19 protein-coding genes are annotated in these 22383 nt (G+C 55.6%); 4 read left to right on the top strand and 15 right to left on the bottom strand.

Features of this window, described 5'->3' with window-relative positions; genetic code table 11:
• Positions 1 to 8 precede the first annotated feature (8 nt).
• From JR346_RS01025 to JR346_RS00970, 12 genes are all read right to left on the bottom strand, one after another.
• The gene (locus JR346_RS01025) at positions 9 to 905 is read right to left on the bottom strand and encodes a Rossmann-like and DUF2520 domain-containing protein (protein WP_204877597.1); all 897 of its coding nucleotides are present in this window, start codon (positions 903 to 905) and stop codon (positions 9 to 11) included.
• Positions 906 to 1006: 101 nt separating this feature from the next.
• On the bottom strand, positions 1007 to 2545 hold the full coding sequence (locus JR346_RS01020) for a PH domain-containing protein (RefSeq protein WP_205482589.1): 1539 nt from the start codon (positions 2543 to 2545) through the stop codon (positions 1007 to 1009).
• Positions 2546 to 2548: 3 nt separating this feature from the next.
• The gene (locus JR346_RS01015) at positions 2549 to 3277 is read right to left on the bottom strand and encodes a PH domain-containing protein (protein WP_205482588.1); all 729 of its coding nucleotides are present in this window, start codon (positions 3275 to 3277) and stop codon (positions 2549 to 2551) included.
• Positions 3278 to 3360: 83 nt separating this feature from the next.
• Entirely contained in the window at positions 3361 to 3876 is a 516-nt protein-coding gene (locus tag JR346_RS01010) for a DUF3180 domain-containing protein (protein ID WP_204877600.1), read from the bottom strand.
• On the bottom strand, positions 3873 to 4379 hold the full coding sequence (folK, locus tag JR346_RS01005; protein WP_204877601.1) for a 2-amino-4-hydroxy-6-hydroxymethyldihydropteridine diphosphokinase: 507 nt from the start codon (positions 4377 to 4379) through the stop codon (positions 3873 to 3875). The genes JR346_RS01010 and folK overlap by 4 nt, the downstream gene beginning before the upstream one ends.
• Positions 4376 to 4783: a dihydroneopterin aldolase gene (gene folB, locus JR346_RS01000; protein ID WP_239478952.1), complete on the bottom strand. Its 408-nt coding sequence runs from the start codon at positions 4781 to 4783 to the stop codon at positions 4376 to 4378. The genes folK and folB overlap by 4 nt, the downstream gene beginning before the upstream one ends.
• A 274-nt stretch (positions 4784 to 5057) precedes the next feature.
• The gene (gene folP, locus JR346_RS00995) at positions 5058 to 5942 is read right to left on the bottom strand and encodes a dihydropteroate synthase (RefSeq protein ID WP_204877602.1); all 885 of its coding nucleotides are present in this window, start codon (positions 5940 to 5942) and stop codon (positions 5058 to 5060) included.
• Positions 5943 to 6065: 123 nt separating this feature from the next.
• On the bottom strand, positions 6066 to 6662 hold the full coding sequence (gene folE, locus JR346_RS00990; protein WP_204877603.1) for a GTP cyclohydrolase I FolE: 597 nt from the start codon (positions 6660 to 6662) through the stop codon (positions 6066 to 6068).
• Entirely contained in the window at positions 6662 to 8800 is a 2139-nt protein-coding gene (gene ftsH, locus JR346_RS00985; RefSeq protein WP_204877604.1) for an ATP-dependent zinc metalloprotease FtsH, read from the bottom strand. The genes folE and ftsH overlap by 1 nt, the downstream gene beginning before the upstream one ends.
• 311 nt (positions 8801 to 9111) lie before the next feature.
• Complete coding sequence (gene hpt / locus JR346_RS00980; protein ID WP_204877605.1) at positions 9112 to 9663, bottom strand: hypoxanthine phosphoribosyltransferase; 552 nt, start codon at positions 9661 to 9663, stop codon at positions 9112 to 9114.
• Positions 9664 to 9708: 45 nt separating this feature from the next.
• Complete coding sequence (gene tilS, locus JR346_RS00975) at positions 9709 to 10908, bottom strand: tRNA lysidine(34) synthetase TilS (protein WP_240333973.1); 1200 nt, start codon at positions 10906 to 10908, stop codon at positions 9709 to 9711.
• Positions 10909 to 12039 carry a zinc-dependent metalloprotease gene (locus JR346_RS00970; protein ID WP_205482587.1) on the bottom strand — a complete coding sequence of 377 codons (1131 nt, stop codon included), beginning with the start codon at positions 12037 to 12039 and terminating at the stop codon, positions 10909 to 10911.
• Between the two features lie 158 nt (positions 12040 to 12197).
• Between JR346_RS00970 and dacB the strand changes: the two genes are divergently transcribed.
• A complete protein-coding gene (gene dacB, locus JR346_RS00965; protein ID WP_205482586.1) occupies positions 12198 to 13571 on the top strand; it encodes a D-alanyl-D-alanine carboxypeptidase/D-alanyl-D-alanine-endopeptidase in 1374 nt (457 codons plus the stop codon).
• Positions 13572 to 13681: 110 nt separating this feature from the next.
• Here the strand turns inward: dacB and JR346_RS00960 are convergent, their stop codons facing one another.
• Complete coding sequence (locus tag JR346_RS00960) at positions 13682 to 14803, bottom strand: CAP domain-containing protein (RefSeq protein WP_204877608.1); 1122 nt, start codon at positions 14801 to 14803, stop codon at positions 13682 to 13684.
• A 692-nt stretch (positions 14804 to 15495) separates the two neighbouring features.
• Here JR346_RS00960 and JR346_RS00955 point away from each other — a divergent pair.
• The 3 genes from JR346_RS00955 (at position 15496) to JR346_RS00945 (ending at position 20707) form a co-directional block, all read left to right on the top strand.
• Positions 15496 to 19224: an AAA domain-containing protein gene (locus tag JR346_RS00955; RefSeq protein ID WP_205482585.1), complete on the top strand. Its 3729-nt coding sequence runs from the start codon at positions 15496 to 15498 to the stop codon at positions 19222 to 19224.
• 124 nt (positions 19225 to 19348) lie between these two features.
• Positions 19349 to 20062, top strand: coding sequence for a hypothetical protein (locus JR346_RS00950; RefSeq protein WP_205482584.1), 714 nt, complete (start codon positions 19349 to 19351; stop codon positions 20060 to 20062).
• A gap of 30 nt (positions 20063 to 20092) precedes the next feature.
• On the top strand, positions 20093 to 20707 hold the full coding sequence (locus JR346_RS00945; protein ID WP_205482583.1) for a recombinase RecJ: 615 nt from the start codon (positions 20093 to 20095) through the stop codon (positions 20705 to 20707).
• Here the strand turns inward: JR346_RS00945 and JR346_RS00940 are convergent.
• Together JR346_RS00940 and JR346_RS00935 are read right to left on the bottom strand one after the other, a co-directional pair.
• Positions 20704 to 21630 carry an AEC family transporter gene (locus tag JR346_RS00940; RefSeq protein ID WP_204877612.1) on the bottom strand — a complete coding sequence of 309 codons (927 nt, stop codon included), beginning with the start codon at positions 21628 to 21630 and terminating at the stop codon, positions 20704 to 20706. The genes JR346_RS00945 and JR346_RS00940 overlap by 4 nt on opposite strands.
• A 403-nt stretch (positions 21631 to 22033) precedes the next feature.
• Positions 22034 to 22363, bottom strand: a complete 330-nt coding sequence (locus JR346_RS00935; RefSeq protein WP_205482582.1) for a hypothetical protein — start codon at positions 22361 to 22363, stop codon at positions 22034 to 22036.
• Positions 22364 to 22383 lie beyond the last annotated feature (20 nt).

Here is a 22383-nt window from a genome sequence, read left to right as displayed (position 1 = left end):
GTGTGCTTTTAGCTATCGAGGGCGTCAATGATGCGCGCGTATTGCTCATCATTCAAAGCCTGGTGGGCGTGGGCTCGTTGCGCGGTTGCGCGAGCTAACGCCCGGTAGGCTACCTCAATATCTTGAGCATTCTCTTCTACAGCAAAGCCGTGCAGAACCTCAGTGTGAGCCTCTACCGTTTGGGAATCTCCGCGCACCACAGGCCCGGTGAGTGCTGATTCACCGGATGCAAGCGCGTTATCGAGCGAGGCACGCACTAGGGGTTCTAGGTAACGTGCAGGGTTCTCGATTCCCAGCGATGCTAGTATCTGCATCGACTGCCCCGTGATAGTAACGAGGTGGTTCGATGCGTGAGCTAAAGCCGCGTGGTAAAGCGGTCTATCGCCTTCAGCAATAATAACGGGTTCACCACCCATTTCTACAGCTAGGGCTTGCGCTATGGGCAAAAATGGTGCAGCGCCACTAACACCGAAGCTGGTGTTGTGGAGGCGGGCGAGGTCGAGGGAGAGCCCGGTGAAGGTCATGGCGGGGTGGATTGCTAGGCCGATAGCGCCCTTATCTGTGGCGGGTTTGAGGATTCCTACCCCGTAGCGTCCGGAGGTGTGCAGAATAATCTGGCCCGATTGCAGGGGGGTGTGTTCTGCGATCCAGGCGACTAGGGGAGCCAGCGCGTCATCGGGCACAGCAAGCAAAATTACCTCAGACTTTTCAACGATCTGGGGGATTTCCATGAGGGGGGCTTGCGGCAGGAGGGTGCGGGCGCGTTCTTGCGATTCTTCTGATTTAGCGTAGACACCCACGATGGCGTGACCCGCGCTGGTCAGAGCTGCACCGAGTACAGCACCAACCTTACCGGCGCTGATGATGCCGATACCCAGACGGGCTGGTTTGAGGTAATTACTCATGGCTCACCACTTTACACCGTGCCTTTCTACGGGGGTTTACTACAGCTTATACCGCCGGGGGCTACAGTTAGCCCCCGGCGGTATGACAGAATCCAAGGAAGCTAGTGGGTGGCGAGTACACCCAACTGTGCCTGGCGTACAAAAAGAGCGCGGGCGGTTGCCGCATCGGCATTATGTACCCGGGCGAACGCGCCCCCTGCGGTTTGCACGGTGATATTGGCAAGGGCGCGGCGGCGAGCCAGCGGACCCTGTTCAATCTCCAAGCTCTGAATCTTACTATGGGGCACAATAGATAGCCGACGAGTAAACCTGCCACTGCGAGTCAGCAACAAAGCGGGCAACTGGGTGAAACCATTACGTTTATAAGTCAGCGGGTCAAAGATACGGGCGCGACTCGGCGAAACGGTAAACCCACCCTCAACGCCAGTACCAACAAGCCCAGCTTGCAGAGTTGTTGCGTCCGCACCACCAACATCGGCACCGGGAACCACCAGCGGCAAAACAGCTAACAAATCATCGTAAGTGCCAACGGGCAGAAGCTGCCCGGCGAACGCAGCATCTTCGCCCTCGCCCTTACCAGCCAACGCAACGCTCACCCGATACCAGCCCATCTTTCGCCACAGCAGTGGCTGAGTCACAGAAATAGCCTGCACTCGCCCGCTAGGGAGGGTCTGAGTGAGGGTATCGGTAAACCCGTAGCGAGTCTTCAACCCATCGGGGCTGATAGAGAGGCGAAAGTTATAACCGGCATTAAAACGCTTCCACAATAATGAAACGGCGCCGAAAATCGCTGCAATATTGGCCACGAAATTCCCGCCCTGAAGTACCAGGAGCGCCACCATTGACATGATGAACAGTACCGAAAAAATAGTGCCCACGCTCAGCGCCATAGACGCCAGCAGTCGGGCAACAGGTACGTGCAGTACCTGACGCTCATCAGCATCCGTGATACCCGCGCCCAGATTATCCACTAGGTGCTGGTGCAAACGCTCACGACGGTTAGGGGTCTGAGACCCAGGTGCGATTTCAGCCTGCGGGTTCTTCGCACTCACATTCGCAGGGGCAGTGGGTAGCTCTTCCTTAAGCGCCCGCACCTGGCTCAGCAGGCGAGTGCGCACCTCACGCGCGTCCTTATACTTCAAGAACTTCACCGCAAGAGCAGAAGAATCACCATCAGCCACATCAAACTTCAACTCAGCCAAGCCCAGCAACCGGGCAAGGAGTGAACGATTAATATCGATGGACTGCACCCTATCAAGGCGCGCCTGACGCTCAGTTTTACTCAACATACCAGAGCGAACGTAGACGTTGCGGGCGTCCACCGCGAAGGAATAGAACCACCAGCCGATGTAGTAGGGCAGCAATAAGACCGCAAAAATCAGCAGAAACAGCGCGGGCAACCACAGCGTACCCAACTGACCCAAAAAGCTCAGGGCATCGGGAAAATCAGGTACCTGAGAGACATCGGGCAGCTCGCCGTCCTCAACAATAAGCTCTACGAACTCTCGACCAAACGTAAAAAGGAAAACAGCGATCAGCAGCCACGCGTTAATAATGGGTGAGAGCCAGTGGGCACGACGCCATACGAGGGCGGACGCCGGTTGCTCCCCCTCAACGGGAGTGAGGTTTTCGGTGTTCATGGTTTACAGCCCCACCATCTTGGCGTCGCTGAGGTCAGTGAGGATTTCGCGTAAGCGTTCGGCCTCAGGACGCTCCACGCCGGGAATGCTGATAGTGCCAGAGGCTGTTGTTATAGTGACGCTCGCCAGCTTAAGTTTACCCTCAATAGGCCCAGATTTTACGTCAACGTACTGGATTCTGCCGTAGGGAATAGCGCGCATTGATTTGAACATAATGCCGCTGGTACGCAGAATGTGGTCTTGACGTTCACTATAACCAATAGCTTTTACCTGACGACTCACCAAAAGCGTCAACCAGATTTGCCAGACCAGCATGATCGCTACCAAGCCAACCGTTACCCACAGAGGCCAGTTCCACCAGTTCAAAACTTCGGTAAAAATCAGAGGAAGCGCGAAGATTGCCACCATTATTACCGACCAGAGAGCGCGACCCAGCAAGCGCACTTTAACATAGCGCGGCGACACCCTCTTCCAGCTAATCTCAGCAGGTTCTATGGTTTCACCACCGCGCTCATCAATCTCCAAAGGGGGCAAAGTAGCGGGAAAGGACGCGGCTGCAACCGGGGTGGCTTCAATCTGTTCAGCGGGTGTTGTCTCAGGTGTATTTGCCGCAGATTCCCAGGGAGCATCAGCAGTTTCTGGTACCAGCGCAGAAGAATCATAAAATGTCTCAGAGCCAAGAGGTTCAGCAGAAGTAGTGCCCACTCGATGCGGCTGGTGGTCGGTCATCATTCACGTCCTTAGGAAACGGGGCAAAAAGTTATAACCCCATACTCTCAAAGAAACTGCCTCTTGGCATCACTCAGTAGGCTGGGTTAATCGTTTCGAGCCACAAAACCTTCGCCCGTACGCGGCGACGACGCAGAGGAGGTACCCGCGTCCTTATTCGGCGGAATCTTACACATGCTCTCGGCCCACAAACCAGCGCCCAGCAAAATACCGCCCGTCACCAGACCCAGAACAGCAGTTATCACGGGATCAAACGCACCGCGCTGGGTGTAAAGAGTCAGTTCAAAACCCAACAGTGCCACATGCCAGCCAAGAATAAGTGCCCCAGAGAACGCACTCGACTGAGCAAAAACTGCCACGCGCGCCGCTAACAAAGCATTCATACGCGGTGCTTGGGCGCGGGTTGAAACATCCTGAAACTTTGCCACCTGGCGGGCATAAAAAAGCACCACAGCGCCCACTATCAGGGCAAGAAAAACAGTCGCCTGAGGCAACAGCAACTCAGCGCCACCGGCTGCCACCGACAACCCGTTCAGCACCGCCCCTGCGGCTAAAGCAACAGACGCGCATAAGAGAAGAGCTCGGGCACGCACCTGATTCATTCACACACCACTGGGGCGGGGAAGAACTCTCTAATACCATCAGCATCATCGGCAGTCTTTGCCAAATCACGCACGCTCGCGCCACTCAGCACCGCCTCAGGTTCCATACGAGCCCACGGCTCCAACACAAAAGCGCGCTCCGCCGCCCGCGGGTGAGGCAGAGTCAAATCGGGTTCGTCCATCTCAAGAGTGGAGTAGTCAATAATGTCGATATCAAGGGTACGAGGACCCCAGCGCACATCACGCACCCGGTGATGCTTATTCTCCACAGACTGGGTGAAATCCAGCAAATCAAAAGGACTCAAATCAGTCTCAATACGCACCACAAGATTCACAAAATCAGGCTGGTGCGCAGGCCCACCCACAGGAGCAGTCACTGCAACGGGAGAAACCTTCTTCACCCTAATTTTAGGATGCGAACAAATATCAACAATCGCCCGCAACAAAGTCTCTTGCTTCTCGCCCAAGTTAGAACCCAGACCAAGTACAGCCTCTACGCTCATGCCTGCTTCTTTCTAAAAATAGTAACCGCAACATCAGCAAACGGAACCTCAATCGGCGCCTGCGGTTTGTGAACAGTCAGCTCTAGCGCATCAATTGCGAAACGACTCAAAATAGTTGCCGCCAACTTCTCTGCCAGGGTCTCAACAAGATCCACCGAACCGTCGCTGACAACCTCGCGAATAGTCTCAGCGACCTCAGCGTAATTGGCAGTCTTACCAATATCATCGCTACTGGCAGACGATGAAAAATCGGTCAAAAGAGTCACGTCAACGATAAAAGGCTGACCGTTCTGCTTCTCAGATTCAAGAACGCCGTGGTAGCCCAGACATTCAACACCGGTGAGCGTAATACGATCTGCCGTAGCGTAACGCTCCATCGCGTCCGCCGAAAAAGTACCGCGCATGCACTTTCTACCTTTCTGCATCGCCTGTTGGTAGCTACTCGTAATTATCACCCAAATTCGCCACCGAACACCCGCGTCAGCGCGGGCGAGTTACACCACAGGTTTAATGAAACACCTACTAATTGCCGCTTTTGCTAGGAAAAATAGGGCATCGCAGGCAGACCGTTTCTATATGGGTATCCACAGCCGAGCTTAAGGTCACACTGACTTTACGTCTATGTGAAGTTACGACGCCAACTGTTTGTCAGGCACTTTACGGACGCACCGCCCCAGCCTATGAGGAGTTGCGCGAGAAATACTGGGCAACAGTCACAGCATCCACGCTCGAAGGAACATCATGCACTCGCACCGCCCAGGCACCAGCAGCAGCCACCAGAGCAGTAATAGCCGCCGTTGCACCGTCGCGGGTACGCGCGTCCTTCTGCTGATCTTCTGCGCGGACGCCAGGACGCGCTTGCGCGGCTTCAGCAAGGGCAGTGCCGATAAAGCGCTTGCGTGAGCCTGCCACCAGTAGGGGGTTGCCGAGCTGAGCAAGTTCAGCGGTGGCAGCGACCAGCTGCCAGTCTTGTTGCCCGCCCTTGGCAAAACCCAAGCCGGGGTCAAGAATCAGGTTCTCGGGCTTCACCCCAGCAGCATAGAGACGCTCGCGCAGCTGTATCAGCTCGTCCTTTACCTCGGCAACGGTGTCGGTGTAGGCTGCCAGGGAATCCATAGTCTGCGAGTTACCGCGAGAATGCATGAGAATGTAAGGCACCTGCAGGTCGGCGACAGTGGCAATCATGCCGTCCGTGATTTCCATACCTGACACGTCATTGATAATATGCGCGCCAGCTTCAATAGCCGCCCGAGCGGTCTGCCAGTTCTTCGTATCAATGCTGATGACAGCGTCCGTCTTAGCTAGGGCTTCAATTACGGGCAGGACGCGCGCCTGCTCATCTTCTAGCCCTACCGAGGTCGCGCCGGGGCGGGTTGATTCACCGCCTACGTCGATGATGTCAGCGCCCTGAGCCATCATGGTCTTGGCATGTGTTACCGCGTCCTCAACTGCCAAATGCAACCCACCGTCGCTAAAAGAATCGGGGGTGACATTGAGAATACCCATCACGAGGGTGCGGTCAGTGGGCAGAGACAACTGATGAAGGGAAGAGAGGGTGCTCATGGTTTTTAGCCTAACGATAGATCATCAAGGTGACCACGAAAAGTAATGCTGACCGCGAGATGTACGGTCAGCATTACTTTTCGTGGTCACTTCTTAGTTTTCGTGGTCACCTCTGGGGTGGGTTTAGTTCTGACTCATAATAAGGCTCATTGCCTCAGCGCGGGTCGCAGGGTCACGCAAAGCACCGCGCACCGCGCTAGTGACCGTCTTCGCGCCGGGCTTTTTCACCCCGCGCATCGACATACACATGTGCTCCGCCTGCACCACAACAATGGCACCCAGGGGCTTCAGGTTCTCTTCCAGTGCCTCCACGACCTGAGTGGTGAGACGCTCCTGCACCTGAGGACGGCGGGCAAACACGTCCACCGTGCGCGCCAGCTTGCTCAAGCCCGTCACCTTGCCACCGGATCCCGGAATGTAACCGATATGGGCTACTCCGTGAAAGGGCACCAGATGATGCTCGCAGGTCGAGTAAAAAGGAATATCCTTGACCAACACCAGCTCTGAATGCTCAATATCGAAGGTCGTACCCAGAATCTCAGCCGGATCCTGATGCAACCCCACAAACATTTCAGCGTAGGCACGCGCTACACGAGCGGGAGTATCTACCAGACCATCGCGGTCAGGATCCTCACCAATGGCAGCCAAGATTTCACGTACCGCAGCTTCAATGCGGGGCTGGTCAATCTCGGGAGCGTAAGTGTCTTTAACACCAGCCACTAGCGAGCACCACCGAAGGGATTATCAGCCGGACCGCCGGGGTTCTGTACACCACCGTTATCACCCAAACCGGGGGTCGGGTTCACATCGGTAGCGGGTTTCTCAACCCCCATGTCGGGGTCAACCACGGGCTGTTGAACGATGCCCTCGGCAGGTTCCTCAGAGGTCTTCTCACCGGCAAGCTCGCTGGGAGCCTTCACCGGAGGAATCTCGGTCTTCTCACGAGTCTGCTTGGAGTACCAGTGTTCGCGCTCAGGACGCTTGCGGACGTCCTTGAAGATCTCAGCGATCTCGTTTTCTAGCAGGGTCTCGCGCTCCAAAAGGGCAAAGGCAAGACGGTCAAGAACGTCGCGGTTCTCAGTCAGAATCTCAAATGCCTCGTCGTGGGCGTTCTCCAGCAGAGCCTGAACTTCCTGATCCACAGTAAAAGCCAAAGCGTCTGAGTGCTGGTTACCACCGCCGGAGCCACCTCCCAAGAAGGGATCAGATTCCTGCGATACCAAACGCACAGAACCGACCTTGGCGCTCATACCGTACTCGGTCACCATCTTGCGGGCAGTATCAGTTGCCTTCTGAATATCGTTGGACGCACCAGTCGAGGGGTCATGGAACACGACCTCTTCAGCCGCGCGTCCGCCCATGGCGTATGCCATCTGATCCAGCAGCTCGTGACGGGTAGTTGAATACTTATCGTCCTGCGGCATAACCATGGTGTAGCCCAGGGCGCGTCCGCGTGGCAGAATCGTAATCTTAGTAACCGGGGATGAATTACGCAGGGCAGCAGCCACCAGAGCGTGACCGCCCTCGTGGTAAGCAGTCACCTTACGCTCGTGCTCGTTCATAATGCGTGAAGAACGCTGCGGGCCCGCCATGACGCGATCAATAGCCTCATCGATAGCGCGCTCGTCAATCACGTTGCCACCGTCACGGGCGGTGAGTAGAGCTGCCTCGTTCATCACGTTCGCCAAATCAGCACCGGTGAAACCGGGGGTGCGCTTAGCCACCGATGAAAGTTCAACACTGCGATCAATGGGCTTACCCGTTGCATGAACCTCAAGAATACGCTGACGACCCTTAAAATCGGGGGCGTCCACACCCACCTGGCGGTCAAAACGACCGGGACGCAGCAGCGCAGGGTCAAGCACGTCAGGACGGTTGGTCGCGGCAATCACGATAATGTTGGAGGTTCCGTCGAAGCCATCCATCTCAACCAGCAACTGGTTCAGGGTCTGCTCACGTTCGTCGTTACCGCCGCCCATGCCGACGCCACGCTGACGGCCAACAGCGTCGATTTCGTCCACAAAGATAATAGCTGCGGGGTTCTGTTTAGCTTCCTTGAACAAATCGCGCACGCGAGAAGCACCCACGCCCACAAACATCTCAACAAAGTCAGAACCAGAAATGGAATAGAAAGGCACGCCAGCTTCACCGGCAACAGCCTTCGCCAGCAAAGTCTTACCGGTACCCGGAGGGCCGTACAGCAAAACGCCCTTGGGAATCTTCGCGCCCAAACGGGTGAACTTCTCAGGCTCAGCCAAGAACTCGCGAACTTCTTCAAGCTCAGCTAACGCCTCATCGACACCGGCAACATCAGCAAAACGAACGGTCGGGTTGTCCTTATTGAACTTCTTAGCCTTCGACTTCGAGAAGTTCATAATCTGTGAGCTACCGCCACCCATACGGCTCAACAAGAACCAAAAAATAGCGATCACAACAATTAGCGGGAACATATACGAGAACATGGTGGTAAACCAGTTAGTCTGCACCGGCTGGTCAGTGTAGCTCTCAAGGTCAGCGCCGTTCATCGCCTCAACAACCTCAGTAGCGCGCGGCTTTACATAGTAGAAAGTCAGCGCCTTACCCAAATTGTCACCGGCAGCGTTGGTGTAATCATCTCTCAGCTCAAGATCAACACGCTGATCGCCATCGTGGATCTTCGCGCTCACCACCTTCTGCTCATTCAGAAGGTTCATACCGACGTTGGTATCAACGCGGTTGGTCGCCGAAAACAGCGGGCCTGCGAACATGCCACCAAAAATTACCAGCGCAATGATGACAAAGAACCAAGGACCAGAAAAGAGCTTCGAGAAAAAGCCCTTCTTCTCACCCTGGGGCTTGTTATCAGAATTCTGAGCCAAAGCTACCCTCCGTGTGCGGCGGCGTCCCGCCAACTGTTGAACACGCGCGTCCACACCCGCCAAGGTGTTGAGCTGAGGTGGCAACGCGCGCAGATAAAAAGCTGCAATTATCCAATGTACCCAATAAAGCTGATATTTTGCTCGGTGGGGGGCGTTCTTCACCTCAAAGCAAAACACTATTTGTCTCTGCCCTCACCGAAAGTTGCTCTATTCCAGTGGGGTTGAAGGCAAAGACAACAAGGACGCGCCCACCCACTCTTCTGTAAAAGAGCCGATGGGCGCGTCCTAGACACTACAAAAAGTAAAAACCCTTAGGAGTAAACGTGCGGTGCCAAAGTCACGATGCAATCGAGGTTGCGATAACGCTCAGCGAAGTCCAGACCGTAGCCAACTACGAACTCGGGTTCGATGTCCCAACCCACATACTTGACCTCAACGTCGGTCTTGACGCTCTTGGGCTTGCGCAGCAAGGTGCAGATTTCAACGGAGTTAGCGCCGCGTGACTTCAGGTTGCCCTGCAACCACTGCAAGGTCAGACCAGAATCGATAATGTCTTCAACGATTAGCACATCGCGACCGGTCAAATCGGTGTCGAGGTCTTTGAGAATACGAACAACACCCGATGACTTGGTGCCCGATCCGTAGGATGACACAGCCATCCAGTCCATGGTGTAGTGACTCTTGAGCGCACGGGAGAGGTCTGCCATGACCATGATGGCGCCCTTGAGAACACCTACCAGCAGAACGTCTTTGCCCTTGTAGTCTTCGTCAATGCGAGCTGCAAGCTCTGCTATCTTCGCGTCGATCTCTTCTTTGCTGAAGAGTACGTGCTTGATGTCGTCCTTTACGTCGTTTGCGTCCACGAGAATAATCCTTGGATATGAGTGCTTGGTGCTTAGGGTACAAGTCTAACGGTTATCGGTTCGTAGGAATACCAGAACGCCGCTTTTACTCAAAGATTTGCCGTGTTTACCTGCCACTGGTGGCCGGGTTTTGTAGACGGAAATGTGCCCTGCCATTTGCAAGGGACCACCTTTAGCGGTGGTGAGCGCGAAGTCGTCGAGTGCCTCTAGGCGCTCGAAGCCCGGGGTTTCTCCGCCTGCCTGTACAACCGCGTGGGCAAGAACCCGTCGGCGCACAGCAGGGTGCAGCTGGCTTACAGCATCACGATCCATCGCCAGTACGAGCTCTGCCCCCTCCAGAGCCTCGGCAGGCACCTGCAGTTTTTTTGCCGCACTGTGCTGGGCTGCACCCGGTACAGTGCTGGTTAGTTCGCTCAGATTCAGGGTTACTGTGGAGTGTTCTTGCTCCGCGGTAACCGCCAAATAATCAGCGTCTGCGGCAACAATGTGCGCGGTGCGCGCAAGAGCATCTGCCACTCCCCCGCCCAAATTCTCTTCAAGGTAGGGCATGATGCGGTGACGCACGCGAGCGCGCATCATGCTTTCATCTGAGTTGGTGGGGTCGTGCCAAGGAGTGAGGTTTTCTGCGGCGCAGATGTCTTCAACTTTGGCGCGGGTGGTGTTGAGAATGGGGCGTAGGTAGGTGACGCCGTTTTCAGTGCGGACGCGCGGAATGCCTGCCAGCGACCGGGTGCCGGAGCCTCGGGCGAGGCCGAGGAGGACGGTTTCTGCTTGGTCGTTGCGGGTGTGGGCAAGGGCTACGGCGCGGGCGCCGGTGGCGTACACGGCTTTTTTGTAGGCACCGTAGCGGGCTTGGCGGGCTGCCATTTCGGGACCTTCAGTGCCGGTGGCGACGGTGACGGTTTCGATCAGCACGGGGTCTAGACCGAGTTTAGTTGCCTGGGCTGCGGCGGTGCGAGCTACCCGAGCTGAGCCTTCTTGGAGCTGGTGGTCCACGATGATTGCGCCCACGCGCAACTCGCCGCGGCGGGCGAAGTGGGAGAGGGTTGCAGCCAGGGCTAAGGAGTCGGCTCCGCCTGAGAGACCGACAAGAATCAGCGGTGCTGTACCATCCGTGTGTGCCCGCGTTTTACCCGATGCGGCAACAGTGTCAGTGCCAAGGGCATCGTTGAGGGCACGGGCAGCCTCAACACGGGCGGCGCCCACCGCCGGGTGCAAGCGTCCGGAACGCGCGTCCTGAACCACTTACGCCTCCGCGCTGTTGCTAGAGGTTTCTTTGGGTTGCCCCAGCACGCGGTCAATCCATGCTTGAGGGTCGTGAATTTCATCTTCGGTGGGCAGAGTATTGGGGCTGGTCCAGATGCGGTTGAAAGCGTCCATACCGCGCTCATCAACGATGTACTGCACAAACTTCTGGCCGTCGCGGTACTGACGTTTCTTGGCATCCATACCGAGCAGGGAGTAGATGAACTTGGTGAGGAACTTCTGCGCGGCACTGCGGCGCTCAAAACGCTGGCGGATGGTTTTGACAGTGGGCACAATCGAACGATCCACAGAATCCATGACCACGTTGGCATGCCCCTCCATCAAGCTCATAATGGCGGTCAGGTGACTGATGCGAGCGCGACCTTCCTCAGTGAACCCTTGGTCAAAAACTCGAGACGGTGGCGCGGTATCTGCCAGCTTTTTGCCTTTAAGCTCAGCACGTGCCTTCCTAGATGAGCTAACTAACTGCTCCATGAACTTCTGTGAATCGCCCATTTCGTTGGTCAGGGCGCGCACCTGATCGAGCATATAGTCTTTCAGCCAGGGTGCAGCGGCGAACTGTACGCGGTGGGTCTGCTCATGCAAGCAGACCCAGAGGCGGAAGTCCTCGGGCTCAAGGTTGAGCTCTTTCTCAAGAGCAACCAGGTTGGGGGCGACAATCATGAGGCGACCAACCTTATCGCTCACCCCGGCGTCCTGGGCGTAAGGGTCATACTGCCCCAGTACCTTGCCCGAGAGGAAAGCGAGAATAGCGCCCAGCTCAGCTGACGCGGCAGAGGTAGCCAACTTGTACTCGGTAGCGCTCATGCTCTCAAGCTTTTTGCCCATGGGTGAGGACGCCAGCGGTGCAAGGAGCACGCTGAAGGACTGCACGTTCGCCTTCGCCCAACTGGCGCGGTCAACAATAAGAACTTCAGAGTCACGCAGATTGTGGGCAGCTTCAAGACGGGTGATAGCGTACACATGCTCAACAGCGGCATCGGCAGCGGCACGCATCGACTCCACGGCTTTTGTCGCGTCTTCACCTTTGAGTTTCGGGCCGGCAGGGGCTAAGAACCCTGCGATTTTGCTTGCGGTACTCCGGCTAATGGGCGAACGTCTAAGTGTCATAGCATCTATGCAAGCACACTTTATAGAACCTGTGCATCCTGAGCCTGCGGTTTTGAGCCAATAGCTCAACGGGGCAACAGTGTACCTGCTGCACGGGGCAATGTACTTGGGCAGGGATAGCCGGTAGGCTCTTAGCAGTAATTGAGAAAGGTCAAAGCGTGGTATCACAAAAAGCTATAGGTTCCCTCGCCGGTGTTGCAACTCTTGCCTGTGTAGGCGCTGGAGTATGGGCTGTTCCACAGATGGTTGCAGCGAACAACCTTGAAGAGCAGGCACAGCCGCGCTACGCCACCCACTCCCCCATTTCACCGCAACCCCCGCAGGTTTCAAGTACCACCAACGCGCAGGTTCTCGCCCAAGCGCTCGACGATATTTTTAAAGACTTCAAGGGAACGGTAAGCGCCCGCGTTGAAGACCCCGCCACCGGTGAAGTGCTCTACAGCCGCAATGACGCAGAGCCGCGTACCCCAGCGTCCAACCTCAAATTCTTGATAGATTACACCGTGCTACGCACCTTTTCACTCACTGACACTTTCACCACATCAACCGTGCTCGAAGGTGAAACCATCACCCTGGTAGCAGGCGGTGACACCCTGCTTTCTACCGGTGTTTCTGATCCGCAGTCGATAGTGGGGCGTGCCGGTCTGCAGACCCTAGCGCAAGACACCATCGACGCGCTGACAGCCCAGGGCGGCTCTGGAACCTACGAAGTGAACCTCGATACCTCTGCCTTCAGTGGCCCCTCCGCCAACCCCAAGTGGAGTCAAGAAGACACTGCATCGGGCTTTGTCTCAGACGTTCACCCTATCGCCCTCTACTCCCACTCGATTCCCGTAAACGGTGCCCCCACCGAAAACCGCTACGACAACGCCGCTGACAGTGCTCACCGAGCTTTCATAGACGCTCTCAACGCCCTGGCACCGCAAGATACCAGCTTCACCACCGGTGACAATACACCCGCCTCACCGGATGCCCAGCAGCTCAGCACTGTAGAATCAGCGCCCGTCTATGAGCAGAGCGCCTACATGATGCAAGTCTCAGATAACCTGCTCGCAGAAACCTTAGGACGCGCGTCCGCCCTCAAAAGCGGCAAAGAGGGATCCATTGACGGTGCCATTAGCCACGTTGAAGAAGTACTCACCCACGACGGATTCACGACCCAGGGGCTAACCCTTAAAGACCTCTGCGGTCTGCTGCCCACCAACAAGGTCACCAACCAGCTCATCACCGAAATCATCACCAGCATGATGCAGAACGAGCACGGCACCGCTCACGGTCTTGACTCTTTACCGATCGCAGGTGGCACCGGCACTCTTACCAGCCGGTTCGATGACCCCGACGAAAGCGGCGCTCAAGGGTACGTGCGCGCTAAAACCGGCACGCTCAACGACGTTCTCTCACTCAGCGGTTACACTGTCACCCCCGGTGAGCAGGTGCTGGTGTTCTCTATCATTACCAACGATGTCGATAACACCAGCCAAGCAAAAAATACCCTCGACCGCGCCGCGGCACTTATTGCCGGACGCCGGTAGGGTATGAAACTCCTCGGTAAGTGTCTTCGCCACGCTAGGGATACGCCCTAAAAAAATATGAGAGGTGAAGATACTTACCGAGGTGTCAAGGGAATGGATATTGAGTAAAACTACCGAACAGCTACCGAACCGTCGATGGAGCTCCACGCGATGGTTGCACCGCTGGAGAAGTGCTGCTTGACCTCGTGACGGTCCCAGTACTCAGTGGTGGTGGGGTAGCCCAGGTTACGCTCGGCACCGGTAACGCGCCAATGGTTGCCAATTGCGCCGTTCTCATACACGTGGGAGGTTCCGGTGAAGGGGCTCCAAATGACACGGTTACGCAAACCATCTGCACGACGGAACACCAGGTGAGTGCCTCCGTTAAGCAGACCGCCTCGCTCCTCCATAACCGGGAATCCCAGAACACTTTCGGCACCGTTGTTGAGCCAGTACGAACCGATACCACTGGCTTCGCGAATAAAGTGAGCGCCAGTATCAGCTGACCAGATGAAACGGGTAATATCACCGTTCTTCTCAAAACGCTGGTAGTAACCACCGTTGCTGGTGAGTGTTTCGTTCATAATGGGGTGACCGAAGCGGGCGTGACCACCGTAGGAGTGGTAAGCCGCACCAATGCCACCGCGAAGGGCAAAGGCGGGAGCAGGGGTAGGAGCGACTTCACCGCGTGATACGGCACCGCGCAAGTCTGCAGGGCCGCGTCCGTTCTCATAGCGGTAGATGCTGACGTTACCCAGGACGCGCCAGGGCAAGCCTCTGCCATGACCGTACGCCAAACCAATGCCAGCTGCGTTAGCTTCGGGGGCAAGGATTGCTGCGCGGTGAGCAGGTGAGTTCTTCCAGAAATACATCAGCTGACCGAGATCATTGTTGTACGACAGAGCGATGACTTCACGAGCGAAGGAGTAGCCCGATGCGCGACCATCGTTCAAAAAGGCAGTGCCGTGTGAGATGTACCCCTGGGTGAACTGACGGCTAGCCTCGGGCTCCTGAATAGCTGCCAGTGTAGCTGAGTGACGCAGGGGACCGCGTCCGTGAGCTGCACGGTAGTCGTTGATCAGTTTCAGTAAAGCCTGAGTATCAGCTTCACGCTGGGCTGCTGAGACGGAGCGTAGATCTGAGGGCGCAGCAGAAGCAGCGGTTGCGCCAGCAACGGTGGTTGCCACTGATGCCAAAGCAAGAGCGCCAAATTGACGGCGGGTGGGGGACAAGCGGGTGATGGGGTTACTCATTGATAGGTAAAGCACTTTCATCTCGCGATAGCCGATAACGAGGGGCTCTGACTATCAGGGATACGTTCTGTTTGTGACAGTTTATAGAATCGTGACCTTTTGCGCTACCTCTTAAAAATTTTTATTTATTCGATATTTTTGCGTATTCGCTCTCTACGGCTCTACCTCAACAAGAATAAAAGAAATACTGCTTATCAAAACCATAAAACCTTTTATCTACAAGGGTTTTGGTGGTTTCGGCGCGCTAGACGCGCTGATTTTGAATCACCCTTTGGCGGCATTTACACCCCACCAAATATATAGATTTGATAAAAATTGCCCCCTTAATAGACCTCAAAAAATCTCGGCAATCTTCACCAAACATTAACATCTTTCACCCTATTATCGAATAAAGATTCGATTTTATCGAATATAGGATTACTTTTTTATTTTGTATGTAAATATACGAACGCCTACCGTCACCCCTCATATAGCTACCCACGCTGCCTGTGGCAGACCCACCTGCAAGCGACAAAACACCCTGCATAAAACACCTACCAGATGCACCGCCTGCGAAGCAGGTCGATGATACTCAGTACCCCAGTTGCACCCGGCACATTCAACCCTAAAATGTCAGCCACCCTTGCTAGGCTGAAAGTAAACCCCGCGCCGGGGTGTAGCGTCCGCCCCCTAGCAAGAGATCTTTCACACCCATGTTCTTTGTTGATACCCCCATACCCCGCATTTCTTTTGAGGGCAGGGAATCTCAAGACCTCGTTTTTTCGGCAACTGACTTAGTGGCAGCTACTAGCTGTGAGTTCGCTATTGTTCAGGCACTCGATGAAAAATTAGGTCGATCAGCCCCCTCCCCCGCCCTTGAAAACTCCATGCTGGAGCGCGCTATAGCTCTCGGCGAAAACCACGAAGCTGCGGTGCTCGCTGGTTATCGCGAGCAGTTCGGGGAGTTTACGCCGGGGCACATCGGTGGCGTCTATGAGGTTGATACCCGCCACGGGTACAGCTTTGAGGAACTCACCGCCAAGAACGCCGAAACGATTGCCACGCTAAAAGGTGGAGCGGACGTTGTTTTTCAGGGTTCTTTTTTTGACGGCGAGTTTTTCGGACGCGCGGACTTCTTAGTTAAGCAAGAAGATGACTCGTACGCGGTCTACGACACCAAACTTGCTCGCACCGCCAAGGCTACCGCACTGTTACAGCTGGCGGCTTACGCTGATCAGCTACACAAAAACGGCATCTCCGTTGCCCCACATGCCGGGCTTATTCTGGGCACCGGAGAGCGTGCCCTCTTTGATATTGACAGTGTGCTCTATGTGGTAGCTGACCGCCGTAGACGGCTGAGGCAGCTGGTAGCAGCCCACGGCGCTAGCGGTACTAGCCCGGTTCATTGGTGGGAGGGCTCGCAGGCAGTAAGTACACTGAGCCAGTGTGGAAGGTGCGAGCGCTGTCTTGCTGAAGCTCAGCGTCACCGGGATGTGCTGCTCACCGCCGGGCTGACCGTGCGCCAGCGTACCGCGCTGGTGCAGAACTTTGGGGTACGTACCATTGATGAGTTGGCGGTGTTGGAGGCACCTGCCGGTCGGCAGCTTTCGAGTACTGTAGCGAAGCTAAAGGTGCAGGCTGCTTTGCAAACCGGCGTCCTTGAACCTGACGGTGCGGTGACCTACCGCGAGGGTGATGAACTCAAGAGTATGGGCTATACCCTGATGAACCGGTCGGTGCTAGATGGGTTGCCGCTGGCTAATGCAGGTGATCTTTTTATTGAGACCCTGGGTGATTCTCTGTGGCAGGGCAGTGAAGGCAGCTGGGGGCTGGAATACCTATTAGGTGCCCTTGAGACTAACCCGAATAACCCCATGCAGGGGCGTTTTACTTCTTTTTGGGCTCATACGCGCGCTCAAGAGCGCACCGCTTTAGTGAACTTTGTGGAGTACCTTGCTCAGCGTCGAGCGCAGTTTCCGGGAATGCGTATCTACCACTACACCAGCGCCCCTAAGCAAGCCTTGCGGAACCTGGCAGCTTCGCACGGTGTCGGTGAAGACATTATTGATCAGCTTTTGCGTGAGAATGTGCTGGTTGATCTCTTTGATACTGTGCGGGAGTCTTTGCATATTACTGAAGGTTCCTACGGTCTGGAGAAGCTAGAACCTTTGTACAAAGGTGAGAATTTTCAGGTTCGCGAAGCCAAGGACGCGGGTGCTTTGGCTATCACCTACGCTGAGTTTTGTCAGGCGCGAGAGGTGGGTGAGGAAGAATCAGCCCAGCAGTTTTTGACATCCTTATCTGAAGGCGCTCACCGGCATTGCGCGTCTTTGGTGGAATTGCGTCAGTGGTTGCTGGGGCTGGCAGAACGCGACGTGAGCCGCGAGTATGAGCGTGAACCTGAGGTGCTGGCTGCCGTTGAGCTTCTAGAAGCCAACCAGGTGGATGCAGAAGAAACAGCGTCAGCTGCCGAGCTCACCCTGCATAACTATTTGGATCAGTTGGGGCCAGATGCTGATTTGAGCGCTGATGAGCAGGCGGTTGCCATGGTCGCTTCTGCTACCGGTTACCACCGCCGTGAACGTAAGCAGTTCTGGTGGGATCATTTCGACCGGCTGGCGGCACCCGTTGAAGACTGGGCAGAAACCCGCAATACCCTTATTTTTGATCGCATCGCGGTGCGGGAGAACTGGCATGTTCCCCCGCGTAAAAGATCGATGGTGCGTATTATTGAGGCACGCGCGCGCATGGCTGAGGGTTCCTCACTAAAGGTGGGCGAGCGTAATCTCTACCTGATGTACGGGGCACCGCTGCCGTCTTACTTTGAAGAGATGCTCATGGCTCAAGCTACCCACTTTGCCGCCACTAATGGCACGGGGGCACTACCGCGCGTCATGGATAGAGCGGGGCACTTTACCGGTGAGATTCTAGATTTTGAGAAGCAGGGAATTTCCGCAGGGTTTGTCACAGTGCGGGTGGTCTTGCAGGAAACCCTGCCGCAGGTAGCACAGCCCTTCCACGAGTTGCCCATAGCCCTCACCCCGGCAGCCCCGTTGCACACAGCGGCGCAAGAGGGCTCACTGGTAGAGCTCGCCCTGCGCGTGGGTTCAGCCCTGCCCACTCTGCCGCGTCATGCCGGGGTAGATATCTTGCGCAAGCGTCCGCCCAAGCTCACCACCGGGTTTTCACTACCGCGCCCAGAGGAGTTCGTTGAGGCTCAGGGCAGCATGGCAACCGCAGAGGCTATCTACCGGTCGGTCAAAGAACTCGACAACTCTTATGTGGCGGTGCAGGGTCCACCAGGGTCAGGGAAAACTTTCGTGGGATCACACGTCATTAGCCGTCTCGTACGCGATGGCTGGCGAGTAGGCGTCGTTGCCCAATCCCACGCGGTGGTTGATAACATGCTCGCCGGGTGCATCAGCAACGGTAAGATTCCACCCGCACGCATTGCCAAGGCCCAAAAACGCGGCAAAGACCCCAACCCCCACGGCTGGTGGGAGCTTTCGACCTTCGACATTGGCAAATTCATGCAACAACCGGGGGTACTCTTTGGTGGCACCGCCTGGGACTTTGCCAACCGCAGCAAGTTCAGTGAAGCAGAACTAGACCTGCTTGTCATTGACGAGGCAGGGCAGTATTCACTGGCGAACACCCTTGCTGTCTCGCGGGCAGCTCGCAACCTGCTGCTTCTTGGCGACCCCCAGCAGCTCCCCCAGGTCACCCAGGGCTCACACCCCTACCCCGTAGATGAATCAGCACTCGGCTGGCTCTCTGCCGGGCACACCACTCTGCCCAATACCTTGGGATACTTTCTCGATGTCACCTGGCGCATGCACCCGCAGCTTACCAGCCCCGTCTCGCAACTTTCCTACAGCGATAAACTGCGCTCAGCACCGGCTGGTGAACAGCGGTCCTTGCAGGGGCGTCTGCCCGGAGTTTATGCCCTGGCGGTACCTCACACCGGTAACACCACCGCGTCGAGTGAAGAAGCCCAAGAAATCGTGAAACTAGCACTCAGCTTTCTCGGTTTAGAGTGGGTGGGCGATACTACTAATCCCCAGCCCAGACCTCTCGAACCTGCCGATATTCTGGTGGTTGCCGCCTACAACGCTCAGGTTGATCTCATCACGGAACATCTGATTCATGCAGGTTTGCAGGACGTACGTGTGGGTACCGTCGATAAGTTCCAGGGGCAAGAAGCCCCGGTAGTGCTGGTCTCTATGGCAGCCTCCAACGCCGGGGATTCCGCCCGCGGCGCGGAGTTCCTTCTCTCACCCAACCGCCTCAATGTTGCTATTTCACGCGGTAAATGGTGTGCCGTTATCGTTCACGCGCCCACCCTCACCCAGTACCTACCCGCCACCCCGGACGCGCTTTTGCTCCTGGGCAGATTTACCCGCCTGCTCGCGCGGGCGCGCAAGCTCAAACAGTTGGGGTAAGCCTACAGAAATAACCGCACTACAAACCGCTACGATAGAAAGAAGCAGCGCAGGGCTACCTGTGAGCTAAGGAGAAAACCATGAACCACACCCCTGATCGCGACCGTTTAAAGGAGGAACGCAGATGAAACTTGTTCCTACCCACGCCTCGCGTTCCCCCTATATCTTTCATTTTGGTGAGCGCAGCGTTGCCCTGGGCGAGCCGCGGTTTCTGAATATTATTGCCCACAACCTGAAAGAACAGGGTTACCACCCGCAGATTACCTACTGGGACCAGGTGTATTTAGCCCAGCTCGATGATGATATTGAGGGCAACAAACCGCAGCTGATTGAAGAAAGCTCGCGCATGCAGGAAATGATGAACAGTGTGGGTGTTGAGCTCACCGAGGACGAGTTCTGGAGCGCCCTTGAGTCGCCGCTGTTTGACCAGATGAGCTGGCCCGCGCAGGGTGAGGAACTGCTGATGCCGGAGGTTCCTGGGTGGATGTCTCACGCTCGTAGCTGGTTTTTTGACCCTGTGGCACCGGCTCAAGGCACGGGCAATATAGGCGGCTGGGTACGCACCCGCGGACGCGAGAGGGCAGGCCAACCGGTCGGGTTGTTTCAGCTGACTGACCCTGATTCTTTCTGGGTGTTGGGCTCTGCCGATGACCTAGAGCGAGTCCACCAGCTGTGCCTGGATCTAGCCCACTATCGCGATGGTTTTGAGAAAACCACTGCCTATTTGGGGTACGACCTGCGCATGAGTTCCATTGCCTTACCCATGATCTGCCGGGGGGCTCTGGAAGAAGAGTTCTACCTTGCCGGGGTAGACACAGAATCGCTTTTCTGGGAATAGTACACCCGCACTTCGCACCTTCAGGAACCTATGTATACTCTCACGCTCATAACACGCACAACCAACAACGTGACGCCGCTGCTCAAGCGGCTCAATGACCTTGACCCCGCCGTGCCTTTTGCTGCCCTGCACAACGATGAAATTCAGGGAGTTTTCGCACACCCCGAAGAGGTGTATTCAACGTTCGCGCTTGCTGCCCGCGACCAAAATTTCTGGATTGGTATTGGGGTGGGCGAGGTGAAGGTGCCCCGTTTGGCGGGTGCTCTGGGCGCTGTCTCCACCGCCGAATGTAGTGGGGAGGGCTTACAGCTCTCACGCCGCGCTGTTGAGTTAGCCCGCACCGGCATGCCCGTGCGTTCGGTGGCGGTCTGTGCTGACGATCAGGGGTTAGCAGAGAACCTCACCGGCATGATGCGCCTGCTTTATCGCGTCATTGCCAAACGCAGCGTTGCAGAAAACCGCGTCATTGACTTACTGATACCCGGTGTACGCGGTCAGACCGCAGCGGTCGCCCAAGCATTGGGTATTACGTCGCAGGCAGTCAGTCGCGCGCTGAACCGCGCGTCCTGGCACGAAGAGATCGCCTCACGTGCGGTGGTCTACCGTCTTCTCAAGCAACTGAACTCAGGTCTTATTGAGCCCTAAACGCTGTGCAGCAGCCAGGAAATCACCAGCATTGCCGGTAGAGATATGCAGGCTGAGACCAGGACGATATCGCGCACCAGAATCACAGATTGTTGATAGCGCGAGGCGTAGTTGTAGGCGTTCTGTGCGGTGGGTAGGGCTGCTAGCATGACGGCGGCAATAAGATCATCGGGTTGCAGGTCAAAAGCGAACCGGCCTAAGAGGTAGGCGACCAGGGGCATGAGCACTACCTTGAACAGCGCCGCAGTAATAGTTTCAAGGCGCTGGTCAGCCACCGTCAGCGGAGTGCTACCGCGCAAAGACATACCGAATGAAACGAGCACCAGGGGTATACCTGCTCCACCCAAAATTTCCATGGGTTCCATGACAACGCTGGGGGTTTGAAAACCCACCAGGTTGGTAGTAACTCCCAGCATGGAGGCAATCACTAGGGGGTTACGCACAGGCTGGGTGAGGACGTCTTTGAGCCTGAGCCTGCCGTTGGCGATAACGTCCATGATTGCCAGCAAAATGGGTGTCACCACAATAATTTGGAAGAGTAGAATCGGGGCAATCTGCGCGGCATCACCAAAGATATAGACCGCCACGGGCACACCCATATTATTGGCATTCAGCATGGCAGAAGAGACTGCTCCCATGGTCACGCGCCCTACCCCTCGCCGCAGTAACACACCGAAAATCAGCGTGTAAAGCCCTGCAACAAGAGTGAAGCTCAAGGCAGCCACCGGTAATCTGGAGGAAAAAACGATACTGACATCGGCGGTTGCGAGGGTAGTATACATGAGGGCGGGCATCGCCACGAAGAAGGCAAAGCGGTTGAGGGTGAAACCTGCGTCCTTGGGTAAAATCTTCAGGCGCGCTACACAGTAACCCACCAGAATCACGATGCCGATAATGGCAAAGCCCTCTAAAATACCGCCCACGTTAGCACCCCTGTTCACCTCAGTTACCCATTATTCTAGAGTTTACCGGTGAGTACCGAATCTTTATGAAGCAAGCAGACTAGAAAGACGGCGGTGGGGCGCACGCCCCGGAAGCACCGGGTAAGCGGTAACGGTTGGTAGCAATGAGCGCATAGACTCTTTCAGCGATAGGACGCACGGGCCAGCTCACCATAAGCGCCCCCGCCCAGCGTACCCAGGCGGTGCCGCTAATACGTAGGGCAAGCCCGATACCCAGTGCCCCGTATGCTAGCTGCCGTTCGGCGGTTACAAAAGGGATCGTTCTCGGCAGCTGGAAGATTACTCTTACATGCTACTAGAGATATTGTAAAATAAATATTATTACGCATATCCATAGTTATTTAAATTTGACTGAGACTACAGTTTATCTGGTGATGGTTTTCCATGGAGTAATTTCACAAGTGCTTGATGAATTATTAAACTCTAAATATGTTTTCAATATTCCTTCTGAATGTCTTCGGGTAGATCGTCTGAAAATATTAAAATCATCTGAGCAAAAGAAATCAGGCCAAATTTCCTTAAATGAAATAATCTTTTGATAGATTAATGGATTTTCAAGCATAGTAAAAGCAAAAGGGAGAATGCGTTTGACTTTATATAAAGTAGCAGCAGCTTTACCAAAATCACCAAATAACCTTAAAGAACTCTCAGCAACAATGCCGCACCCCTCCATGAGCTCATAGTCAAGAAACATCCCATCAGTGTTATCAATAA

The organism is Rothia sp. ZJ932 (assembly GCF_016924835.1).
GTDB lineage: Bacteria > Actinomycetota > Actinomycetes > Actinomycetales > Micrococcaceae > Rothia.
The sequence above is the reverse complement of the archived record's forward strand: the minus strand, read 5'-3'. Positions and strand labels throughout refer to the sequence as shown.